Annotated in this window: 15 protein-coding genes; 11 read left to right on the top strand and 4 right to left on the bottom strand. The window is 62.4% G+C overall.

Translation table 11 applies throughout. The features are described from left to right. The first annotated feature begins 340 nt into the window (after window positions 1–340). Together rpoB and H351_RS23330 are read left to right on the top strand one after the other, a co-directional pair. Window positions 341–3,847, top strand: a complete 3,507-nt coding sequence (gene rpoB, locus H351_RS23335; protein WP_019744305.1) for a DNA-directed RNA polymerase subunit beta — start codon at window positions 341–343, stop codon at window positions 3,845–3,847. A gap of 117 nt (window positions 3,848–3,964) precedes the next feature. Beyond that, window positions 3,965–7,921, top strand: coding sequence for a DNA-directed RNA polymerase subunit beta' (locus tag H351_RS23330; RefSeq protein WP_019744304.1), 3,957 nt, complete (start codon window positions 3,965–3,967; stop codon window positions 7,919–7,921). A gap of 95 nt (window positions 7,922–8,016) precedes the next feature. On the opposite strand, the gene H351_RS23325 is transcribed toward H351_RS23330, so the two are convergent. Continuing rightward, the gene (locus H351_RS23325) at window positions 8,017–8,403 is read right to left on the bottom strand and encodes a glyoxalase superfamily protein (RefSeq protein WP_003942070.1); all 387 of its coding nucleotides are present in this window, start codon (window positions 8,401–8,403) and stop codon (window positions 8,017–8,019) included. Window positions 8,404–8,491: 88 nt separating this feature from the next. Here H351_RS23325 and H351_RS23320 point away from each other — a divergent pair, with 88 nt between their 5' ends. Beyond that, window positions 8,492–9,499, top strand: a complete 1,008-nt coding sequence (locus H351_RS23320) for an LLM class flavin-dependent oxidoreductase (RefSeq protein WP_020968971.1) — start codon at window positions 8,492–8,494, stop codon at window positions 9,497–9,499. Window positions 9,500–9,512: 13 nt separating this feature from the next. On the opposite strand, the gene H351_RS23315 is transcribed toward H351_RS23320, so the two are convergent. After that, a complete protein-coding gene (locus tag H351_RS23315; RefSeq protein WP_007728426.1) occupies window positions 9,513–10,010 on the bottom strand; it encodes a SixA phosphatase family protein in 498 nt (165 codons plus the stop codon). Window positions 10,011–10,083: 73 nt separating this feature from the next. Between H351_RS23315 and H351_RS23310 the strand changes: the two genes are divergently transcribed. Next, window positions 10,084–10,284 (top strand): hypothetical protein, encoded by a 201-nt coding sequence (locus H351_RS23310; protein WP_003941897.1) that lies wholly within the window; start codon window positions 10,084–10,086, stop codon window positions 10,282–10,284. On the opposite strand, the gene H351_RS23305 is transcribed toward H351_RS23310, so the two are convergent. Together H351_RS23305 and H351_RS23300 are read right to left on the bottom strand one after the other, a co-directional pair. Beyond that, the gene (locus tag H351_RS23305) at window positions 10,281–11,039 is read right to left on the bottom strand and encodes an acyl-[acyl-carrier-protein] thioesterase (protein WP_020906825.1); all 759 of its coding nucleotides are present in this window, start codon (window positions 11,037–11,039) and stop codon (window positions 10,281–10,283) included. The genes H351_RS23310 and H351_RS23305 overlap by 4 nt on opposite strands. A 44-nt stretch (window positions 11,040–11,083) precedes the next feature. Continuing rightward, entirely contained in the window at window positions 11,084–12,073 is a 990-nt protein-coding gene (locus H351_RS23300; RefSeq protein ID WP_029254864.1) for an NAD(P)-dependent alcohol dehydrogenase, read from the bottom strand. Window positions 12,074–12,138: 65 nt separating this feature from the next. Here H351_RS23300 and H351_RS23295 point away from each other — a divergent pair, with 65 nt between their 5' ends. From H351_RS23295 to H351_RS23265, 7 genes are all read left to right on the top strand, one after another. Next, the gene (locus tag H351_RS23295; protein WP_019744300.1) at window positions 12,139–12,795 is read left to right on the top strand and encodes a TetR/AcrR family transcriptional regulator; all 657 of its coding nucleotides are present in this window, start codon (window positions 12,139–12,141) and stop codon (window positions 12,793–12,795) included. Window positions 12,796–12,874: 79 nt separating this feature from the next. Further along, a complete protein-coding gene (locus H351_RS23290; protein ID WP_019744299.1) occupies window positions 12,875–13,840 on the top strand; it encodes an NADPH:quinone oxidoreductase family protein in 966 nt (321 codons plus the stop codon). Between the two features lie 89 nt (window positions 13,841–13,929). Continuing rightward, the gene (locus H351_RS23285) at window positions 13,930–14,400 is read left to right on the top strand and encodes a MarR family winged helix-turn-helix transcriptional regulator (protein WP_003941890.1); all 471 of its coding nucleotides are present in this window, start codon (window positions 13,930–13,932) and stop codon (window positions 14,398–14,400) included. Continuing rightward, a complete protein-coding gene (locus tag H351_RS23280; protein ID WP_003942006.1) occupies window positions 14,397–15,929 on the top strand; it encodes a DHA2 family efflux MFS transporter permease subunit in 1,533 nt (510 codons plus the stop codon). Before H351_RS23285 ends, H351_RS23280 begins: the two co-directional genes overlap by 4 nt. A gap of 146 nt (window positions 15,930–16,075) precedes the next feature. Further along, window positions 16,076–17,170: an LLM class flavin-dependent oxidoreductase gene (locus H351_RS23275; protein WP_020906827.1), complete on the top strand. Its 1,095-nt coding sequence runs from the start codon at window positions 16,076–16,078 to the stop codon at window positions 17,168–17,170. After that, window positions 17,157–17,630 (top strand): MarR family winged helix-turn-helix transcriptional regulator, encoded by a 474-nt coding sequence (locus H351_RS23270; RefSeq protein WP_019744297.1) that lies wholly within the window; start codon window positions 17,157–17,159, stop codon window positions 17,628–17,630. Before H351_RS23275 ends, H351_RS23270 begins: the two co-directional genes overlap by 14 nt. A 20-nt stretch (window positions 17,631–17,650) precedes the next feature. Continuing rightward, the gene (locus H351_RS23265; RefSeq protein ID WP_029254865.1) at window positions 17,651–18,637 is read left to right on the top strand and encodes a pirin family protein; all 987 of its coding nucleotides are present in this window, start codon (window positions 17,651–17,653) and stop codon (window positions 18,635–18,637) included. Window positions 18,638–18,668: the final 31 nt, after the last annotated feature.

The raw sequence follows: 18,668 nt of genomic DNA, 5'->3' as shown, positions 1-18,668 counted from the left end.
CGAATGCGCGTCACGAATGTTCGAATGCTGCGACACGCGCTCTCGCCCTTGACGGAGCGGTCCGCAAGGTCCACTCTGATCGGTGAACATGCACGGACGAGTGATCGGCAGTCTCACGTCAGTATCTGAATTCGACCCTCAGTTACACCCGACTCGACATTTCCAGAGTAAGGGTGTACTTTCGGACGTTGCGCTGGCTGCCTCCTGTCCACCCCTCGTCTCAACCGCTGCGAAGTCAAGTACTTCTTGCTTTCTGCGACGGGTTTCGTTCGGGTTGTAACCAGCGAAATTCGAAGCAGATACAGCGGCGGTCGCAACAGCACGGAGCGGCCCGCGTGAGGTGCTGGAAGGACGCATCTTGGCAGTCTCTAGCCAGACCAAGGCAGTTTCCGGAATCCCCGGAGCCCCGAAGAGGGTTTCGTTCGCGAAAGTTCGCGAACCCCTCGAAGTTCCCGGGCTTCTTGACGTACAGACAGATTCGTTCGAGTGGCTGATCGGCGCGCAGAGTTGGCGTGAACGAGCAGCGGCACTCGGCGACAATGCAGTGTCCGGTGGTCTCGAGGACATCCTCGCGGAGCTTTCTCCGATCGAGGATTTCAACGGCACTATGTCGCTGTCCTTCTCCGACCCTCGATTCGACGAGGTCAAGGCCTCGACGGACGAGTGCAAAGACAAGGACATGACCTACGCGGCGCCGTTGTTCGTCACCGCGGAGTTCATCAACAACAACACTGGTGAGATCAAGAGCCAGACGGTCTTCATGGGAGATTTCCCGATGATGACCGACAAGGGCACCTTCATCATCAACGGCACCGAGCGCGTGGTCGTCTCGCAGCTCGTGCGTTCCCCCGGTGTGTACTTCGACATGAGCGTCGACAAGAGCACCGAGAAGGATCTGCACAGCGTCAAGGTGATCCCGGGTCGCGGCGCATGGCTCGAGTTCGACGTCGACAAGCGCGACACCGTTGGTGTCCGTATCGACCGCAAGCGTCGTCAGCCTGTCACCGTCCTGCTCAAGGCACTCGGCTGGACCACCGAGCAGATCACGGAGCGCTTCGGCTTCTCCGAGATCCTCATGGCCACGCTGGAGAAGGACAACACCGCCGGCACCGATGAGGCGTTGCTCGACATCTACCGCAAGCTGCGTCCGGGCGAGCCCCCCACCAAGGAGAGCGCGCAGACCCTGCTGGAGAACCTGTTCTTCAAGGACAAGCGCTACGACCTCGCTCGCGTGGGTCGTTACAAGATCAACAAGAAGCTCGGCCTGAACGCGGGTCAGCCGATCGTTGCATCCACGCTCACCGAAGAAGACATCGTCGCCACCGTCGAGTACCTCGTGCGTCTGCACGCAGGTGACACCTCGATGACGGCTCCGGGCGGCGTCGAGGTTCCCGTCGAGGTCGACGACATCGACCACTTCGGCAACCGTCGTCTGCGTACCGTCGGCGAGCTCATTCAGAACCAGATCCGCGTGGGCCTGTCCCGCATGGAGCGTGTGGTTCGTGAGCGCATGACCACGCAGGACGTCGAGGCAATCACGCCTCAGACGCTGATCAACATCCGGCCCGTCGTCGCTGCGATCAGGGAGTTCTTCGGAACCTCCCAGCTGTCGCAGTTCATGGACCAGAACAACCCGCTGTCGGGGCTGACGCACAAGCGTCGTCTGTCCGCCCTCGGCCCGGGTGGTCTGTCCCGTGAGCGCGCCGGCCTCGAGGTTCGCGACGTTCACCCGTCGCACTACGGCCGCATGTGCCCGATCGAGACCCCGGAAGGCCCGAACATCGGCCTGATCGGTTCGCTGTCGGTCTACGCCCGCGTCAACCCGTTCGGTTTCATCGAGACCCCGTACCGTCGCGTCGTCGACGGACAGGTGACCGACGAGGTCGACTACCTGACCGCTGACGAAGAAGACCGCCACGTAGTCGCGCAGGCCAACTCGGCCATCGACCGCGAGGGTCGCTTCACCGACTCGAAGATTCTCGTCCGCCGTAAGGGTGGCGAGGTCGAGTTCGTCGCGTCCTCCGACATCGACTACATGGACGTTTCGCCGCGTCAGATGGTGTCCGTCGCAACCGCGATGATTCCGTTCCTCGAGCACGACGATGCCAACCGTGCCCTGATGGGCGCGAACATGCAGCGTCAGGCTGTCCCGCTGGTTCGCAGCGAGGCACCTCTCGTCGGAACCGGCATGGAGCTGCGTGCAGCTGTGGATGCCGGCGACGTCATCATCACCGAGAAGACCGGTGTCGTGGAGGAGATCTCCGCGGACTACGTCACGGTGATGGCTGACGACGGAAGCCGCAAGACGTACCGGATGCGCAAGTTCGCGCGTTCCAACCAGGGCACGTGCGCCAACCAGCGTCCGATCGTGGACGAGGGACAGCGTGTCGAGGCCGGCCAGGTTCTGGCCGACGGCCCTTGCACCGAGAACGGTGAGATGGCGCTGGGCAAGAACTTGCTCGTCGCGATCATGCCGTGGGAAGGCCACAACTACGAGGACGCGATCATTCTGTCGCAGCGTCTCGTGGAAGAGGACGTCCTGACCTCGATTCACATCGAGGAGCACGAGATCGATGCCCGCGACACCAAGCTCGGTGCCGAGGAAATCACTCGCGACATCCCGAACGTCTCCGACGAGGTCCTCGCCGACCTCGACGAGCGCGGCATCATCCGTATCGGTGCCGAGGTTCGTGACGGCGACGTGCTGGTCGGAAAGGTCACGCCGAAGGGCGAGACCGAGCTGACCCCCGAAGAGCGCCTCCTTCGCGCCATCTTCGGTGAGAAGGCTCGCGAGGTTCGTGACACGTCCCTCAAGGTTCCTCACGGTGAGACCGGCAAGGTCATCGGAATCCGCGTCTTCTCACGTGACGAAGACGACGATCTGCCTCCCGGTGTCAACGAGTTGGTCCGCGTCTACGTGGCACAGAAGCGCAAGATCCAGGACGGCGACAAGCTCGCCGGCCGCCACGGTAACAAGGGCGTCATCGGCAAGATCCTGCCGCAGGAAGACATGCCGTTCCTCTCGGACGGCACGCCTGTCGACATCATCTTGAACACGCACGGTGTCCCGCGTCGTATGAACATCGGTCAGGTCTTGGAGACCCACCTCGGGTGGATCGGCAAGACCGGCTGGAACATTCAGATCGCGTCCGACGGCACTCGTCCCGACTGGGCTGCGACCCTGCCGGAAGAGATGCTGTCCGCTCCGGCCGACTCGAACATCGCCACCCCGGTGTTCGACGGTGCGAAGGAAGACGAGCTCACCGGTCTCCTCGGCGCGACGCTGCCGAACCGTGACGGCGAGCAGATGGTCGGACCCGACGGAAAGGCCACCTTGTTCGACGGCCGCTCCGGCGAGCCGTTCCCGTACCCGGTCTCGGTCGGTTACATGTACATCATCAAGCTGCACCACTTGGTCGACGACAAGATCCACGCTCGTTCGACCGGTCCGTACTCGATGATCACGCAGCAGCCTCTCGGTGGTAAGGCCCAGTTCGGTGGCCAGCGCTTCGGTGAGATGGAGTGCTGGGCGATGCAGGCCTACGGCGCGGCTTACACGCTGCAGGAACTGCTGACCATCAAGTCGGACGACGTGGTCGGTCGAGTCAAGGTGTACGAAGCCATCGTCAAGGGCGAGAACATCCCCGAACCCGGCATCCCCGAGTCGTTCAAGGTGCTCCTCAAGGAGCTCCAGTCGCTCTGCCTCAACGTGGAGGTGCTGTCCTCGGACGGCGCGGCCATCACGATGGCGGACGGCGACGACGAGGACTTGGAGCGGGCCGCAGCGAACCTGGGCATCAACCTGTCCAGGAACGAAGCTGCGACGGTCGACGACCTCGCGAACTAGGTTTCGGTCCCCGGGTTGCTCTTGAAAGAGCGGCCCGGGGGCGTAGTTCACATTTGAATTGGCAGTCAGGTTGCCGGGTGACCGGCAACCGTAACCCCAACGGGGAAAGGAAGTTACGTGCTCGACGTCAACTTCTTCGATGAACTCCGCATTGGCTTGGCCAGTGCAGAGGACATCCGCAATTGGTCCTACGGCGAGGTCAAGAAGCCGGAGACCATCAACTACCGCACGCTCAAGCCCGAGAAGGACGGCCTCTTCTGCGAGAAGATCTTCGGCCCCACCCGGGACTGGGAGTGCTACTGCGGTAAGTACAAGCGTGTCCGCTTCAAGGGCATCATCTGTGAGCGCTGTGGCGTCGAGGTCACTCGCGCCAAGGTTCGTCGTGAGCGTATGGGTCACATCGAACTGGCCGCACCGGTCACGCACATCTGGTACTTCAAGGGTGTTCCGAGCCGTCTCGGTTACCTGCTCGACCTGGCTCCGAAGGATCTCGAAAAGATCATCTACTTCGCTGCCTACGTCATCGTCGGCGTCGACGAGGAGCTCCGTCACAACGAGCTGTCCACCCTCGAAGCCGAGATGCAGGTCGAGAAGAAGACCGTCGCAGATCAGCGCGACGCCGATCTCGAGGCACGTGCGCAGAAGCTCGAAGCCGACATCGCCGAGCTCGAGGCAGAGGGCGCGAAGTCCGATGTCCGCCGCAAGGTCAAGGACGGCGGCGAGCGCGAAATGCGTCAGCTCCGTGACCGCGCGCAGCGTGAGCTGGATCGTCTCGACGAGATCTGGACCACCTTCACCAAGCTGAGCGTCAAGCAGCTCATCATCGACGAGCTCCTGTACCGCGAGCTGGTCGACCGTTACGGCGAGTACTTCACGGGTGCGATGGGCGCAGAGTCCATCCAGATCCTGATGCAGAACTTCGACCTCGACGCCGAGGCGGAGTCTCTCCGCGAGACCATCCGCAGCGGCAAGGGCCAGAAGAAGCTGCGTGCACTCAAGCGCCTCAAGGTGGTTGCGGCATTCCAGACCAACGGCAACTCGCCGATGGGCATGGTCCTCAACGCTGTTCCGGTGATCCCGCCGGAGCTTCGCCCGATGGTTCAGCTCGACGGTGGACGTTTCGCGACGTCCGACCTCAACGACCTGTACCGCCGCGTCATCAACCGCAACAACCGCCTCAAGCGACTGATCGACCTCGGTGCTCCCGAGATCATCGTCAACAACGAGAAGCGGATGCTGCAGGAGTCGGTCGACGCCCTGTTCGACAACGGTCGTCGTGGACGTCCGGTCACCGGACCGGGTAACCGCCCGCTGAAGTCCCTGAGCGATCTGCTCAAGGGCAAGCAGGGTCGTTTCCGTCAGAACCTGCTCGGTAAGCGCGTCGACTACTCGGGTCGTTCCGTGATCGTCGTCGGTCCTCAGCTCAAGCTGCACCAGTGTGGTCTGCCCAAGCTGATGGCTCTCGAGCTGTTCAAGCCGTTCGTGATGAAGCGTCTGGTCGATCTCAACCACGCGCAGAACATCAAGTCGGCCAAGCGCATGGTCGAGCGCAAGCGCGTCCAGGTGTGGGACGTCCTCGAAGAGGTCATCGCCGAGCACCCCGTGCTGCTCAACCGTGCACCTACGCTGCACCGTCTGGGTATCCAGGCATTCGAGCCGCAGCTCGTCGAGGGCAAGGCCATTCAGCTCCACCCGCTGGTGTGTGAGGCCTTCAACGCCGACTTCGACGGTGACCAGATGGCTGTTCACCTCCCGCTGTCGGCAGAGGCTCAGGCCGAGGCCCGCATCCTGATGCTGTCCTCGAACAACATCCTCTCGCCTGCTTCGGGTCGCCCGCTCGCCATGCCGCGTCTGGACATGGTCACGGGTCTGTTCCACCTGACCCGTCTCGACGAGGGTGTCACCGGTGAGCTCGTTGCTCCGACCAACGACGAGGCAGAGCAGGGCGTGTACTCCTCGCCCGCCGAGGCTCAGATGGCAGTCGACCGCGGCGCGCTCTCGGTTCAGGCTCAGATCAAGGTGCGTCTGACGCAGCAGCGTCCGCCGCGCGACCTCGAGAACGAACTGTTCCCCGAGGGCTGGAAATACGGTGACGGCTGGACCGCCACCACGACACTCGGCCGTGTGCTCTTCAACGAGCTGCTTCCGGCGGACTACCCGTTCGTCAACGAGCAGATGCCGAAGAAGCGCCAGGCGACGATCATCAACGATCTCGCCGAGCGGTACCCGATGATCGTGGTTGCTCAGACCGTCGACAAGCTCAAGGACGTCGGGTTCTACTGGGCCACCCGTTCGGGTGTCACGGTCTCGATTTCCGACGTGCTCGTGCCGCCGGAGAAGCCTGCCATCATCGAGGACTTCGAGGCTCAGGCCGACAAGATCGAGAAGCAGTACCAGCGTGGTGCTCTGGACAAGAAGGAGCGCAACAGCGCTCTGGTCACCATTTGGCAGGAAGCGACCGACAAGGTCGGCAAGGCCATGGAGGCTCACTTCCCCGACAGCAACCCGATCCCGATGATCGTGAAGTCCGGCGCAGCCGGCAACATGACTCAGGTTCGCTCGCTCGCCGGTATGAAGGGTCTGGTGACAAACCCGAAGGGTGAGTTCATCCCGCGTCCGATCAAGTCTTCCTTCAAGGAAGGCCTGACCGTTCTCGAGTACTTCATCAACACGCACGGTGCTCGTAAGGGTCTGGCCGATACCGCACTCCGCACCGCCGACTCGGGTTACCTGACCCGTCGTCTGGTGGACGTTTCGCAGGACGTCATCGTCCGTGAGGTCGACTGTGGAACAGAGCGCGGCATCGTCACCACGATCGCCGAGAAGCAGGCCGACGGCACGATGATCCGCGATGCTCACGTGGAGACCAGCACGTACGCCCGTACCTTGGCGGCCGATGCAGTCGACGCGAACGGCACCGTCATCGTCGAGCGTGGCCACGATCTCGGTGACCCCGCGATCGATGCTCTGCTCGAAGCCGGCATCACGACGGTCAAGGTCCGCTCGGTCCTGACCTGCACCACCGGCACCGGCGTTTGCGCCACTTGCTACGGCCGCTCGATGGCCACAGGCAAGCTGGTCGACATCGGTGAGGCTGTCGGTATCGTCGCCGCTCAGTCGATCGGTGAGCCCGGTACCCAGCTGACCATGCGTACCTTCCACCAGGGTGGTGTCGCAGGAGATGACATCACCGGCGGTCTGCCGCGTGTCCAGGAGCTGTTCGAGGCACGTGTGCCCAAGGGCAAGGCTCCTATCGCGGACGTCACCGGTCGGGTACAGCTCGAAGACGGCGATCGTTTCTACAAGATCACCATCGTTCCGGACGACGGCGGCGAAGAGGTTGTCTACGACAAGCTCAGCAAGCGTCAGCGTCTGCGCGTCTTCAAGCATGCCGACGGTCGCGAAAGCCTCTTGGCTGACGGTGACCACGTCGAGGTCGGACAGCAGCTCATGGAAGGTGCTGCCGATCCCCACGAGGTCCTGCGAGTCATGGGTCCGCGTCAGGTTCAGATCCACTTGGTCAACGAGGTCCAGGAGGTGTACCGGAGCCAGGGTGTGTCGATCCACGACAAGCACATCGAGGTCATCGTGCGCCAGATGCTTCGTCGCGTGACGATCATCGATTCCGGTGCCACCGAGTTCCTGCCCGGTTCGCTCACCGAGCGCGCCGAGTTCGAGTCGGCAAACCGCCGCGTTGTCGCCGAGGGTGGCGAGCCCGCAGCCGGCCGTCCGGTGCTCATGGGTATCACGAAGGCGTCGCTCGCGACGGATTCGTGGCTGTCCGCGGCATCGTTCCAGGAGACCACTCGTGTCTTGACCGACGCGGCTATCAACTGCCGCTCGGACAAGCTGATCGGTCTGAAGGAAAATGTCATCATCGGTAAGCTGATCCCTGCCGGTACCGGTATCAACCGTTACCGCAACATCCAGGTTCAGCCCACCGAAGAGGCACGCGCCGCTGCTTACGCAGTGCCGTCGTACGACGACCAGTACTACAGCCCGGACGGCTTCGGCCAGAACACCGGTGCTGCAGTTCCGCTGGACGACTACGGCTTCAGCAACGACTACCGCTAGTCGGGTAGTCGTATGTGACGACTACCGCTAAGCGTTAGTTCGTAGAAAATCCCCCCACCTCGAAAGAGGTGGGGGGATTTTTCATCTCGCTCGCTTCAGGAGTTGCTGCCGCTGAGGTCCGGGATGACGATCTCCTGGACTGCCCACTTGTTGCCGTCGGGGTCGGCGAAGTAGATGAATCGGCCCCAAGCCTGGTCGTCGATCGGGCTGATGTCGATGCCGCGGCTCTTGAACTCGCGCTCAGCCTCTTCGATGTCCTTGACCACTACCTGCATGCCGACGACGGAACCGGGCTCGGCGTCGGTGATTCCCTTGCCGATGCAGATCGAGCAGGCCGAACCGGGTGGGGTCAGCTGGACGAAGCGCAGGTCCTCGCTGACCGTGTGATCGTGGTCGGCGTTGAAGCCGAGGCGGACGTAGAAGTCCTTGGCGCGGTCGATGTCGGTGACGGGAATGGCGACCAGTTCGAGCTTGATGTCCATGACGTGCCCTTCATGTGATGGTGGATTCCGGCGACAGGTCCAGTGTTGCGGGGATTGCGGTCAGAAACGGTCCTCATTAGGCGTCCGGATGAAACTTTCCGAATTCCTTGTTGCTCCGAGAGTGCTTCTCTCACTTCTCGACCGATCCCGAACCAGGAGCGGATACCCCGACTCCGCAGCTCTGACGCATTCCGTCGAACGCGCCGCGCACGCCGACGCTCTCGGCTACCACCGGTTCTGGGTGGCCGAGCATCACGCGGTGCCCGGGATCGGGAGCGGGTCGCCGGCAGTACTGCTTGCCGCGATCGGCGCGCATACGCGCGATATCAGACTCGGGAGCGGTGGGGTCATGCTGCCGAATCACCAACCGCTGATCGTCGCCGAGCAGTTCTTGATGCTGGAGGCTCTGTACCCGGGGCGAATCGATCTCGGCCTCGGCCGATCGCTGGGATTCACGGAGCCTGTTCGTCAGGCACTACGACGCAGCAAGGATGCTCCGGACACGTTTGCGTCAGATCTCGAAGAGGTGAGGCGCTACCTGGACGGATCCGCGGCAGTGACGGCACGGCCGGCGTCGGAGACCGGGGTGCCGATCTTCGTACTCGCGACGCGTACAGGTTTGAAAGTGGCAGCGCAACTGGGGCTTCCGGTGGTCGTGGGTGGGCCGATACTCGGAACCGGGAGCACCGACCGGGTGGATGCATTGGACGAGTACCGCCGAGCTTTCCGGGCCACCGACGCTCATCCCGAACCCTATGTGGTGGTTTCTCTCGAAGTGGCGGTTGCCGATACCACCGACGCGGCGCGTGAGTTGCTGATCCCGGAGGCATACGCGCTCGCAGAATCGTCACGGACGGGGGAGTTTCCTCCGCTCGCGTCGCCGGACGAGATCAGGCGCGCCCCGCGCAGTGATCGAAATGCCAGGCGTATCGAGTCGTTCATGGCGTCGGCGCTGCACGGCACACCTGTCGAGGTGAAACAACAGCTTCACGATCTCGCCGAGCGGACCGGTGCCGACGAAGTGCTGGCGTCGACGTCGACGTACGACCGTGACGCGCTTGCACTTTCGGACCGCCTTCTACGTGAGGTGCTTTAGCGGTGTGGTCGATCTAACGGGGCACGTGAAACTCGAGCAAAGTGGCGACGGAGTCGTCGAGTTCGGTCCACGGCACCGGTACGGAGAGGACGGCGATCGCCGAAGTCGGGAACTTGTCGCGGATACGTTGGGCTGCTTCGGAGTTTTCGTTCGATGCGAGATCGAGTGCAGTCCAGGGAATTCCGGGTTCGTGTCCGACGATCAGGAGCGTCTTGACGTGGTCGGACGTGGTTCGCGCAGCTGCAATGACGTCTGCGGGTGAGCCGCCGTAGATGGACTTCTCGAATCCGGCGGGAGCTTCGATTCCCGTCGAGGCAAGGGTTTCGACGGTCCGCCGGGAGGTGGAGCACAGAACGGCGTCTACGGGCGGGACGTTTTCGCGGATCCATTCGCCGCCGATGCGGGCCTCGCGCAGGCCCCGTTCGGCGAGCGGACGCTCGTGATCACGGATGCCCTCGGGGTAGCTGGACTTGCCGTGTCGCATGAGGACGAGGGTGCGGTGGTCGGCCATGCGTTCACGGTATCCGCTTTGTGCCCGTCAGTCCGGTTACTCTGGATGGTCAGGACCTTGAAGGAGGTTTTCGATGGCCGGTAAGAAGCTCGATCGAACTAATGCCCGAACTGCACTCGAGGTGGTACGCGAAAGCCCCACCATCGCTTTCATCACCGTTGCCCCGGCAGTGGTCGTGTTCGGCGTGGTGTGGTGGCTCTTCGGTTTCTGGGCCGCGATTCTTCTTGCGTTGGTGTTCGGTGTCGCGGCTGTCGCGACCCAGAAACTGCGTTAGAGGGCGCTCACCTGCGCAACTGCGCGGAGCGCTTCGCCGACCAGGAACCAGACCGTGACGGTCTTGTCGTCGACGCGGCTGCGCAGGACGACGTCGTCACTGGAGACGATGGGGGAGAGGTACTCGATCAGTGCTCGATGCGGAACTGTACGCAGTTCGGTGCGCGCGCTGAGGACCTCTTCGACTGCCTGCCAGTAGACGGCGTTGTTGACGTGGTCGAACGGGTCGATATCCGTGGCGCGCAGAGCGAACGGCGTGTCCAGAACACCCGCGTCATCCGCCTCCGGTGCGTTCTCGGCGAGGACACGCTTCCACTTCAGGCGATGCTCGTCGGTGGATTCTTCCAACGGCCGCATGAAGTCGTCACTCATCCGCGTGGGCATGCCCGACTCGGCGCTGATGTTGATCCAGAAGCCTTCGGTTTCCATCAGCGCGCCGTTGCTGCCGTCGAAGCGCACGCGCATGTTCGCCCATCTCGTGGAGAAGCCGGAGCACCAGCGAGTCATCGTCAACTCTTCCGGCCAGATCGCCGGGCGTACGACATCGACGACCGTACGACGCACTATCCAGAGCGGATGAGTGTCGATGGCGCCGGCGGCTTCGATGTTGTCGTTGCCGATGTCCTGCAGATAACGGGCGACGGCGTCGAGCCTGACCTGCTTGGCGACGTCGATGTCGCCGGTACGGACCGGGCGGGACTTGACGAAGATCGGTCCTCTGTCTGGCTGCGGCGCGAGCGTGAGATCTGGGTTCACGTGAGATTCCTGTTCGCTGGAGTGAGCCGATTCTGTCAGGCTTTTCAGCGAGTGGCGATTATCTGCTTTCCGCAGCCGGAACCGTCGACCATTCGTGCCACGGCGACGGCGGTGTCGGCAAGGGGATGAACGGAGTCGATCACCGGGGTGATGACACCTGCGTCGATCATTGCGGTCAGCACCTCCAGATCCTCGGCGTTCTCCGAAGCCATCAAAGACCCGAGCTTCTGAGATACGAACGGAGACAAGCACAGTGCGCGGATTTGGCGATCGATTCCGCCGAGCCACCGTCCGCCGTTCTCGCCGCCCACGATCACGAGCCTTCCGGTGCGTGTGAGCGCCCGTCGAAGATCTCGCAGTCGGCGGTTGCCGCCGGTGTCGATGATGACGTCGTACCGATGCGATCCGTCGGTGGCGTCGTCGACGCGGTAGTCGAGAACCTCGTCGGCACCGAGGGAGCGGACGGTATCGGTTTTCGAGGTGCTGCATACGCCGGTGACGAGCGCGCCCATGGCTTTCGCCACCTGCACCGCGTAGATCCCGACGCCACCGGATGCACCGAGAACGAGGACGGATTGCCCGGCCTGCACGCGGCCGTGGTCGCGCACGGCTTGCAGCGCTGTGAGGCCGGAGACCGGCACCGCTGCTGCTTGTGCGAACGACAACCGAGCAGGTTTTGCAGCAATCTTCGTCTCGAGTGCGCACGCGTACTCCGCGAACGAACCGACCGCGATCCCGTATACCTCCTGGCCGACTGCCACGCGGGTCACCGAACTGCCGACGGCCTCGACTCGGCCGGACACGTCCAGTCCGCGGACCCGGTTCTCAGGTCTGCGCAGTCCAAATCCCGCGAGGCGCAACGGATATGGCAGTCCGGCCATGAGATGCCATGCCCCGCGGTCGACGGACGCGGCCTCGACGCGAATCAGCACTTCGTTGTCGGCGACAGTGGGGCGCGGAATGTGGTCGAGGTAGAGAACGTCGGCTTCGCCGTACCGATCCTGTACGACGGCGGTCATCAGTTCCTGCGGCATGCGAGTCTCCGTTCGTCGAATGCTTACACCGTAAGTATTGCACTTACGGTGTAAGTTCTGTCAATGTGGAGAAGCGCACAAGATTGACCCGAGATCACGTTGTACGCGCTGCCGTGGCGCTTGCAGATTCCGTCGGAATCGATTCGATGACCATGCGGAAGCTGGGGACCGAACTGGGCGTCGAGGCGATGTCTCTGTACAACCATGTTTCGGACAAGGGGGATCTGCTCGACGGAATGGTCGACGCGGTCTTTGCGGAGATCGATCTTCCGACGCCGGGACTGCCGTGGCGAACGGAAGTTCACGCGCGAGCGGTATCGACTCGGGAGGTGCTGGGGAGGCACCCGTGGGCAACTCCGTTGATGGAGTCTCGAACGACGCCTGGTCCCGCGACCCTGCGCCACCACGACGCCGTCATCGGAACACTACGCGCTGCCGACTTTCCGGTCGCCCTTGCTGCGCATGCCTTTTCGATCATGGATGCGTACATCTACGGCTTCGTGCTGCAAGAGGTGAGCTTGCCGTTCGAAACAGCGCAGGAAACGACGGAACTGGCGAAGGCGATCATGGGCTCGTTCGAGAGCGGTCAGTATCCGCACCTGGCCGAGCTGACCACCGAGCACGTCCTAGCTCCGGGATACAGCTACGCCGCCGAATTCGCTTTCGGTCTCGATCTGATTCTCGACGGACTCGAACGTCTGCACATCGGGAGCGAACGATGATCTGACGTGAGTACCGGGTTAAAGTCGAGAAAACCGGGTTACCGGTCCAGACTTCAGATGTCCCGAAGAGGAGCTTTCTGTGCGCGCCATGGTGGTTACGGAACTGTCCGGTCCCGAAGGAATTGTCGCGCAGGAGGTTCCCGAGCCCGCAGCCGAAGGTCTTGTTCTCATCGATGTGAAGGCCAGTGGCGTCTGCTTTCCGGACCTACTCATCACCTACGGCAAGTATCAGATCCGCCCGGAACCGCCGTTCATTCCCGGCGCGGAGATCTCGGGCGTCGTGGTCTCCGCGCCGGAAGGGTCGGGTTTCGCTCCGGGCGATCGTGTTCTCGCGGCCGCGTATCTGGGCGGTTATGCAGAGCGGATTGCCGTCAACCCGGCGCAGGTACTCCGAATTCCGGACGGACTCGCCTTCGACGAGGCGGCCTCTCTGATCATCAACTATCAGACGATGGAGTTCGCGCTGGCTCGTCGCGCGAAGATCGTCGCGGGGGAGACGGTCGTCGTGCTCGGCGCTGCGGGCGGAGTCGGAACGGCAACCATCCAGCTGGCCAAGGCACACGGGGCTCGGGTGATTGCCGTAGTGCGACGCGAAGGCGTCGAGGACTTCTTGCGTGAGCTCGGTGCCGACGAGGTTGTCGCGCTGGCTCCGGGATGGGGAGAGCGGATTCGGGAACTGACCGACGGCGTCGGCGCTCAGATCGTGGTAGATCCGGTAGGCGGGGATGCGTTCGACGACGCGGTCCGGGTTCTGGCGCCGGAGGGGCGTCTTGTGGTTATCGGTTTTGCCGGCGGCGGCATTCCTCAGGTCAAGGTGAACCGGGTGCTGTTCCGCAACATCAGCATTGTCGGCGCGGCGTGGGGCGAGTTCACGCGCACCAATCCCGAAGCGGTAGCCGAGGTGCATGCATCGCTGGTAGAACACGTTCGGAACGGCTTGCGTCCGCTGGTCAAGGCACGGTATCCGCTTGCCGACGCAGCAGTTGCCCTGGCTGATCTCGAAAGCGGCAAAGTTCTCGGAAAGGCCATCTTGCTGCAGGAATGATTCTTCGCAACGTGATGGTGCTCACCAAATAATAAGTTGCAACATGTTTTCATTTGGGCAATAGTTGCAACCGCACTACCATTTGCCAGGTGATCGCTTCCGATTCTGATGACCTGTATGGAGCACTCGACGAGTTGTTCACTCGCCTGATGAGCGCCGGTGATTCGGAGTCGATCGATGCGTTGATCGAACTGGATCTCTCGTTCTCTCAGGTGCGTGTGCTGTTCGTACTTGCACAACGTGATGCGGCGATCCCGATCAACGAGGTTGCCGACGAGCTTCGGCTCTCGGTGGCAGCTACGGGGCGGAACATCGATCAGCTCGTGAACATGGGTCTGGTCGATCGCCGTGAAGACGAGCGGGACCGACGCGTCAAGCGGGTTTCCTTGTCGGAGGCCGGTCGTAAGGTGACGACCAACCACATCGAGTGCAAGCGCGGCCAGCTTCGCGAATTCGCGTCGCGTGTTCCTGAGCCAGAGCGGATTCGTTTGTTCGAGGCTCTCAAGCCCATTCTCGCGGGTGACTATCTGCGAGCACTTAACCAGGAGACTTCGCGATGACATCGCCGAACGCGCCGGCACCGGCGTCCGACAAACTTGACGGGGCGGTCCTCAAGATCGCTTCCGTGGTGGTGCTCGGCGCCATCATGTCGATTCTCGACGTAACCGTGGTGAGCGTCGCGCTCACCACTTTTGCCGAGGACTTCGAAACTTCGTACGCCACCGTCGCGTGGACGATGACGGCCTACACGCTCGCCTTGGCGACGGTCATTCCGGTTACCGGTTGGGCTGCCGACCGTTTCGGCACCAAGCGCCTGTACATGACGGCCCTGGTGCTGTTCGTGCTCGGTTCGGTCGCTTGTGCGATGGCGTGGGACATCACCTCGCTCATCGGCTTCCGCGTGCTCCAGGGTCTCGGCGGCGGCATGTTGATGCCGCTCGGTATGACGATCATGACCCGGGCCGCCGGTCCGGACCGTGTCGGTCGTGTCATGGCAGTTCTCGGTATCCCGATGCTGCTCGGTCCTATCGGCGGCCCGATTCTCGGTGGTTGGCTGATCGAGGCCGCGAGCTGGCACTGGATCTTCCTGATCAACTTGCCGATCGGCATCATCGCTCTGGCTGCTGCGTTCATCATTCTGCCGTCCGACAAGGCGAAGCCTTCGGAGTCCTTCGACTTCCTCGGCATGATCCTGCTGTCGCCCGGCCTGGCGCTGTTCCTGTTCGGCGTGTCGTCCATCCCTGAGGTGGGAACCGTCGCGTCCGCTCGGGTTCTGGTGTCGGCTGGTATCGGTCTGGCACTGATCATCGCCTTCGTGTTCCACGCGCTCAACAAGGATCACCCGCTGATCGACCTGCACCTGTTCAAGAACCGTCAGTTGACCACCGCCGTCATCACGACGTCGCTGTTCATCGTCGCGTTCATGGGCGCCGGGTTGCTGTTCCCGAGCTACTTCATTCAGGTCGGCGGGCACACCACGCTCGCGGCCGGATTGTTGATGGCTCCACAGGGTCTGGGCGCTATGGTCACCATGCCGATCGCTGGTCGACTGGTCGACAAGATCGGCCCGGGCAAGATCGTCCTGACCGGTTTGCCGCTGATTCTCATCGGTTTGGGTGTGTTCACACAGGTTGCCTCGGATTCCCCGACGTGGCTGCTGATGGGCGCCTTGTTCGTCATGGGCCTCGGTATGGGTTGCACCATGATGCCGCTGATGACCGCAGCTATCGTGACGCTCTCCAACGAGCAGATCGCTCGCGGCTCCACTCTGATGAACATCGTTCAGCAGACCGCAGGTTCGATCGGTACCGCCGTGATGTCGGTGGTCTTGACCAACCAGCTTCTCGATCGTGGCCTCGATACGACGATGGTCGGTGCGGCGTCGCACATTCCGACCGAGCCGGGAAGTCCGCAGGAGTCTGCTGCGAATTCGATTCTCAGTGCGGCGTCGGACGCTTTCGGCAACACCTTCCTCGTTGCCACTGTGCTGATCGTCCTGACCCTCATCCCGGCGTTCTTCCTGCCGCGGAGCAAGACCACCAGGCCGGTGGCCGAGGGCGAGACGGCAACGCCGATCGTTATGCACTGACCGCTTTTCGGTAGATCGTTTGTCCAGATGAGGGCGGCACACATCTTGTGTGCCGCCCTCATCTTTTGCCGTGGAATACAGCTGGATGGTTGAATGTTTGATCAGTTACATGCAAACGCATGGATCTAGTTCGCGGAGGAGCAACCATGCAGTTCGGAATCTTCACGGTCGGTGACGTCACCACTGATCCCACGACGGGTAAGACCCCGACAGAGCACGAGCGCATCAAGGCCATGACGACCATCGCCAAGCACGCCGAGGAAGTCGGTCTCGACGTCTTCGCGACCGGCGAGCACCACAACAAGCCGTTCGTGCCGTCGTCTCCGACCACGATGCTCGGATACATCGCGGCCCAGACCGAGAAGATCACGCTCTCCACGTCCACGACGCTGATCACCACCAACGACCCGGTGAAGATCGCCGAGGACTACGCGATGCTTCAACACCTCGCTGAGGGGCGTGTCGATCTGATGATGGGACGCGGAAACACCGCGCCGGTGTACCCGTGGTTCGGCAAGGACATTCGCGCCGGTATCCCGCTGGCGCTCGAGAACTATCAACTTCTTCGCCGGCTCTGGGACGAGGAGGTCGTGAACTGGCAAGGGGAGTACCGCACTCCACTCCAGGGATTCACGTCCACCCCGCGCCCGCTGGACGGCGTCGCGCCGTTCGTGTGGCACGGTTCGATCCGCAGCCCCGAGATCGCGGAGATCGCGGCGTATCACGGCGACGGATTCTTCGCGAACAACATCTTCTGGCCGAAAGAGCACTACATCGAGCTGATCAATCTCTACCGCCAGCGTTACGAGCATTACGGCCACGGCTCCGCGGACCAGGCGATTGTCGGTCTCGGTGGTCAGGTCTTCATGCGCAAGAACAGTCAGGACGCGGTCAAGGAATTCCGTCCGTATTTCGACAATGCTCCGGTGTACGGCCACGGGCCCTCACTCGAAGAGTTCACCGAGCAGACGCCGCTGACCGTCGGTTCCCCTGAGCAGGTCATCGAGAAGACGTTGGCGTTTGCCGATTTCTTCGGTGACTACCAGCGCCAGCTGTTCCTGATGGATCACGCCGGGTTGCCGCTCAAGACGGTGCTCGAGCAGCTCGATCTGCTCGGTGAGGAAGTTGTTCCGGTTCTGCGCCGTGAGTTCGCGGCCAGGCGGCCAGCACATGTGCCGGACAACCCGCCCACTCACGCGTCGATGAAGGCGGCTCGTGAGGCAAGCAGTGTCACTGCCTGACGAGCAACCGCCTGAGGTTCCGGTCAGTACCACCGAACTCGCCACCGACGCCTGGGAAGCCTTGTTTCGCGCCCAGGTGTCGGTGCTGCGGCGGCTCTCTGCCGACGACGTCTGGGATCAGGTGTCGATGCGCGAGTACGACGTGCTGTTCACATTGAGCCTCACACCGAGTAGTTCACTTCGCCTGCATGACCTGAATCGCGAGATCCTGTTGAGCCAGCCGTCACTCAGCCGCCTGGTAGAACGGTTGGAGGGTGAAGGTCTGGTATCGAGAAGTGTTGATCCACAGGATCGCCGCGGGACGATCGTGCAACTCACCGAAGCGGGTGCAGCGCTGCAGAAATCAGTGGGTCGCCGTCATGCGGCGAGCATTCGTCGCCACGTCGGACCGGCCCTGGACGCGGATGAACTTCGACTGTTGGCCGAATTGTGCACGCGTCTGCGTCTCGCGCAGTCATGACTAGAGGCAGGATGGACGATATGAGCAACCTCGAAGCGCAGCCCGTCGAGCAGGAATGCGAAGGCCATCCGGCGGAGAGCGAGATTCAGATTCTCACCCCGCGCGACGTACCGCTCGGTGGCCCGCGGGCGATGCGAGTGCGTCGCACCCTTCCGCAACGCGAGCGTTCGCTGATCGGGGCATGGTGTTTTGCCGATCATTACGGTCCGGATGACGTCGGCTCAGGACCGGGCATGCATGTTCCGCCGCATCCGCATACCGGATTGCAAACGGTGAGTTGGCTGTTCACCGGAGAGATCGAGCACCGTGACAGCATCGGTTCCCATGCGATGGTGCGGCCGGGTGAACTGAATTTGATGACGGCCGGGAGTGGGATCGCGCACTCCGAAGTGTCGACGCCGAATACGAAGGTTCTGCACGGGATGCAGTTGTGGGTGGCGCTGCCGGATGCGGCACGCGATACCGCACCCGCGTTCGTTCACTATCGACCGGAGCCGGTGACCACCGATGGTGCCACGCTCAGTGTGTTCCTCGGCTCGCTCGCCGGTGACACGTCTCCGGTGTCTACCTTCACCGAATTGCTCGGTGCCGAGGTGATTCTCGATCCTGGGGCCGAGATCGCCCTCGATGTCGATCGTTCACATGAGCACGGCGTGATCGTCGATCAAGGATCGGTTGTTCTGCGTGGTACCACCGTCGGCTGGGCCGAGTTGGGTTATCAAGCACCAGGTTTCGGAAAACTGACTTTGCGCAATCCGGGATCCGAACCGGCTCGACTGCTACTTCTCGGCGGGAAACCGTTGGGCGAGCAGGTCATCATGTGGTGGAACTTCATGGGTCGTACCCACGAAGAGATCGTCGAGTATCGACGCAAGTGGCAGGCCGAGCTGGCCTCCGGATTCGACGGCAGCGTCCCGGACCAGCGTTTCGGCGTCGTGCCGGGATACGACGGCCCGGCGCTCCCGGCACCCGAGTTGCCGAACAGTACGTTGCGGCCCCGAGGCTAGTCGGTGCTCTTGCGGCTACCGTCCGCGAGCA

This window comes from Rhodococcus erythropolis R138 (genome assembly GCF_000696675.2).
In the GTDB taxonomy this organism is placed as follows: Bacteria; Actinomycetota; Actinomycetes; order Mycobacteriales; family Mycobacteriaceae; genus Rhodococcus_F; species Rhodococcus_F erythropolis.
Note: the sequence above shows the minus strand (reverse complement) of the source record. Positions and strands in the feature narration are given on the sequence as shown.

Excerpts from the sequence above, each read along its gene's own strand:
- H351_RS23325 (WP_003942070.1), bottom strand. The coding sequence starts at position 8,403 with ATGGACATCAAGCTCGAACTGGTCGCCATTCCCGTCACCGACATCGAC.
- H351_RS23320 (WP_020968971.1), top strand. The coding sequence starts at position 8,492 with ATGAAACTTTCCGAATTCCTTGTTGCTCCGAGAGTGCTTCTCTCACTT.
- H351_RS23315 (WP_007728426.1), bottom strand. The coding sequence starts at position 10,010 with ATGGCCGACCACCGCACCCTCGTCCTCATGCGACACGGCAAGTCCAGC.
- H351_RS23310 (WP_003941897.1), top strand. The coding sequence starts at position 10,084 with ATGGCCGGTAAGAAGCTCGATCGAACTAATGCCCGAACTGCACTCGAG.
- H351_RS23300 (WP_029254864.1), bottom strand. The coding sequence starts at position 12,073 with ATGCCGCAGGAACTGATGACCGCCGTCGTACAGGATCGGTACGGCGAA.
- H351_RS23280 (WP_003942006.1), top strand. The coding sequence starts at position 14,397 with ATGACATCGCCGAACGCGCCGGCACCGGCGTCCGACAAACTTGACGGG.
- H351_RS23275 (WP_020906827.1), top strand. The coding sequence starts at position 16,076 with ATGCAGTTCGGAATCTTCACGGTCGGTGACGTCACCACTGATCCCACG.
- H351_RS23265 (WP_029254865.1), top strand. The coding sequence starts at position 17,651 with ATGAGCAACCTCGAAGCGCAGCCCGTCGAGCAGGAATGCGAAGGCCAT.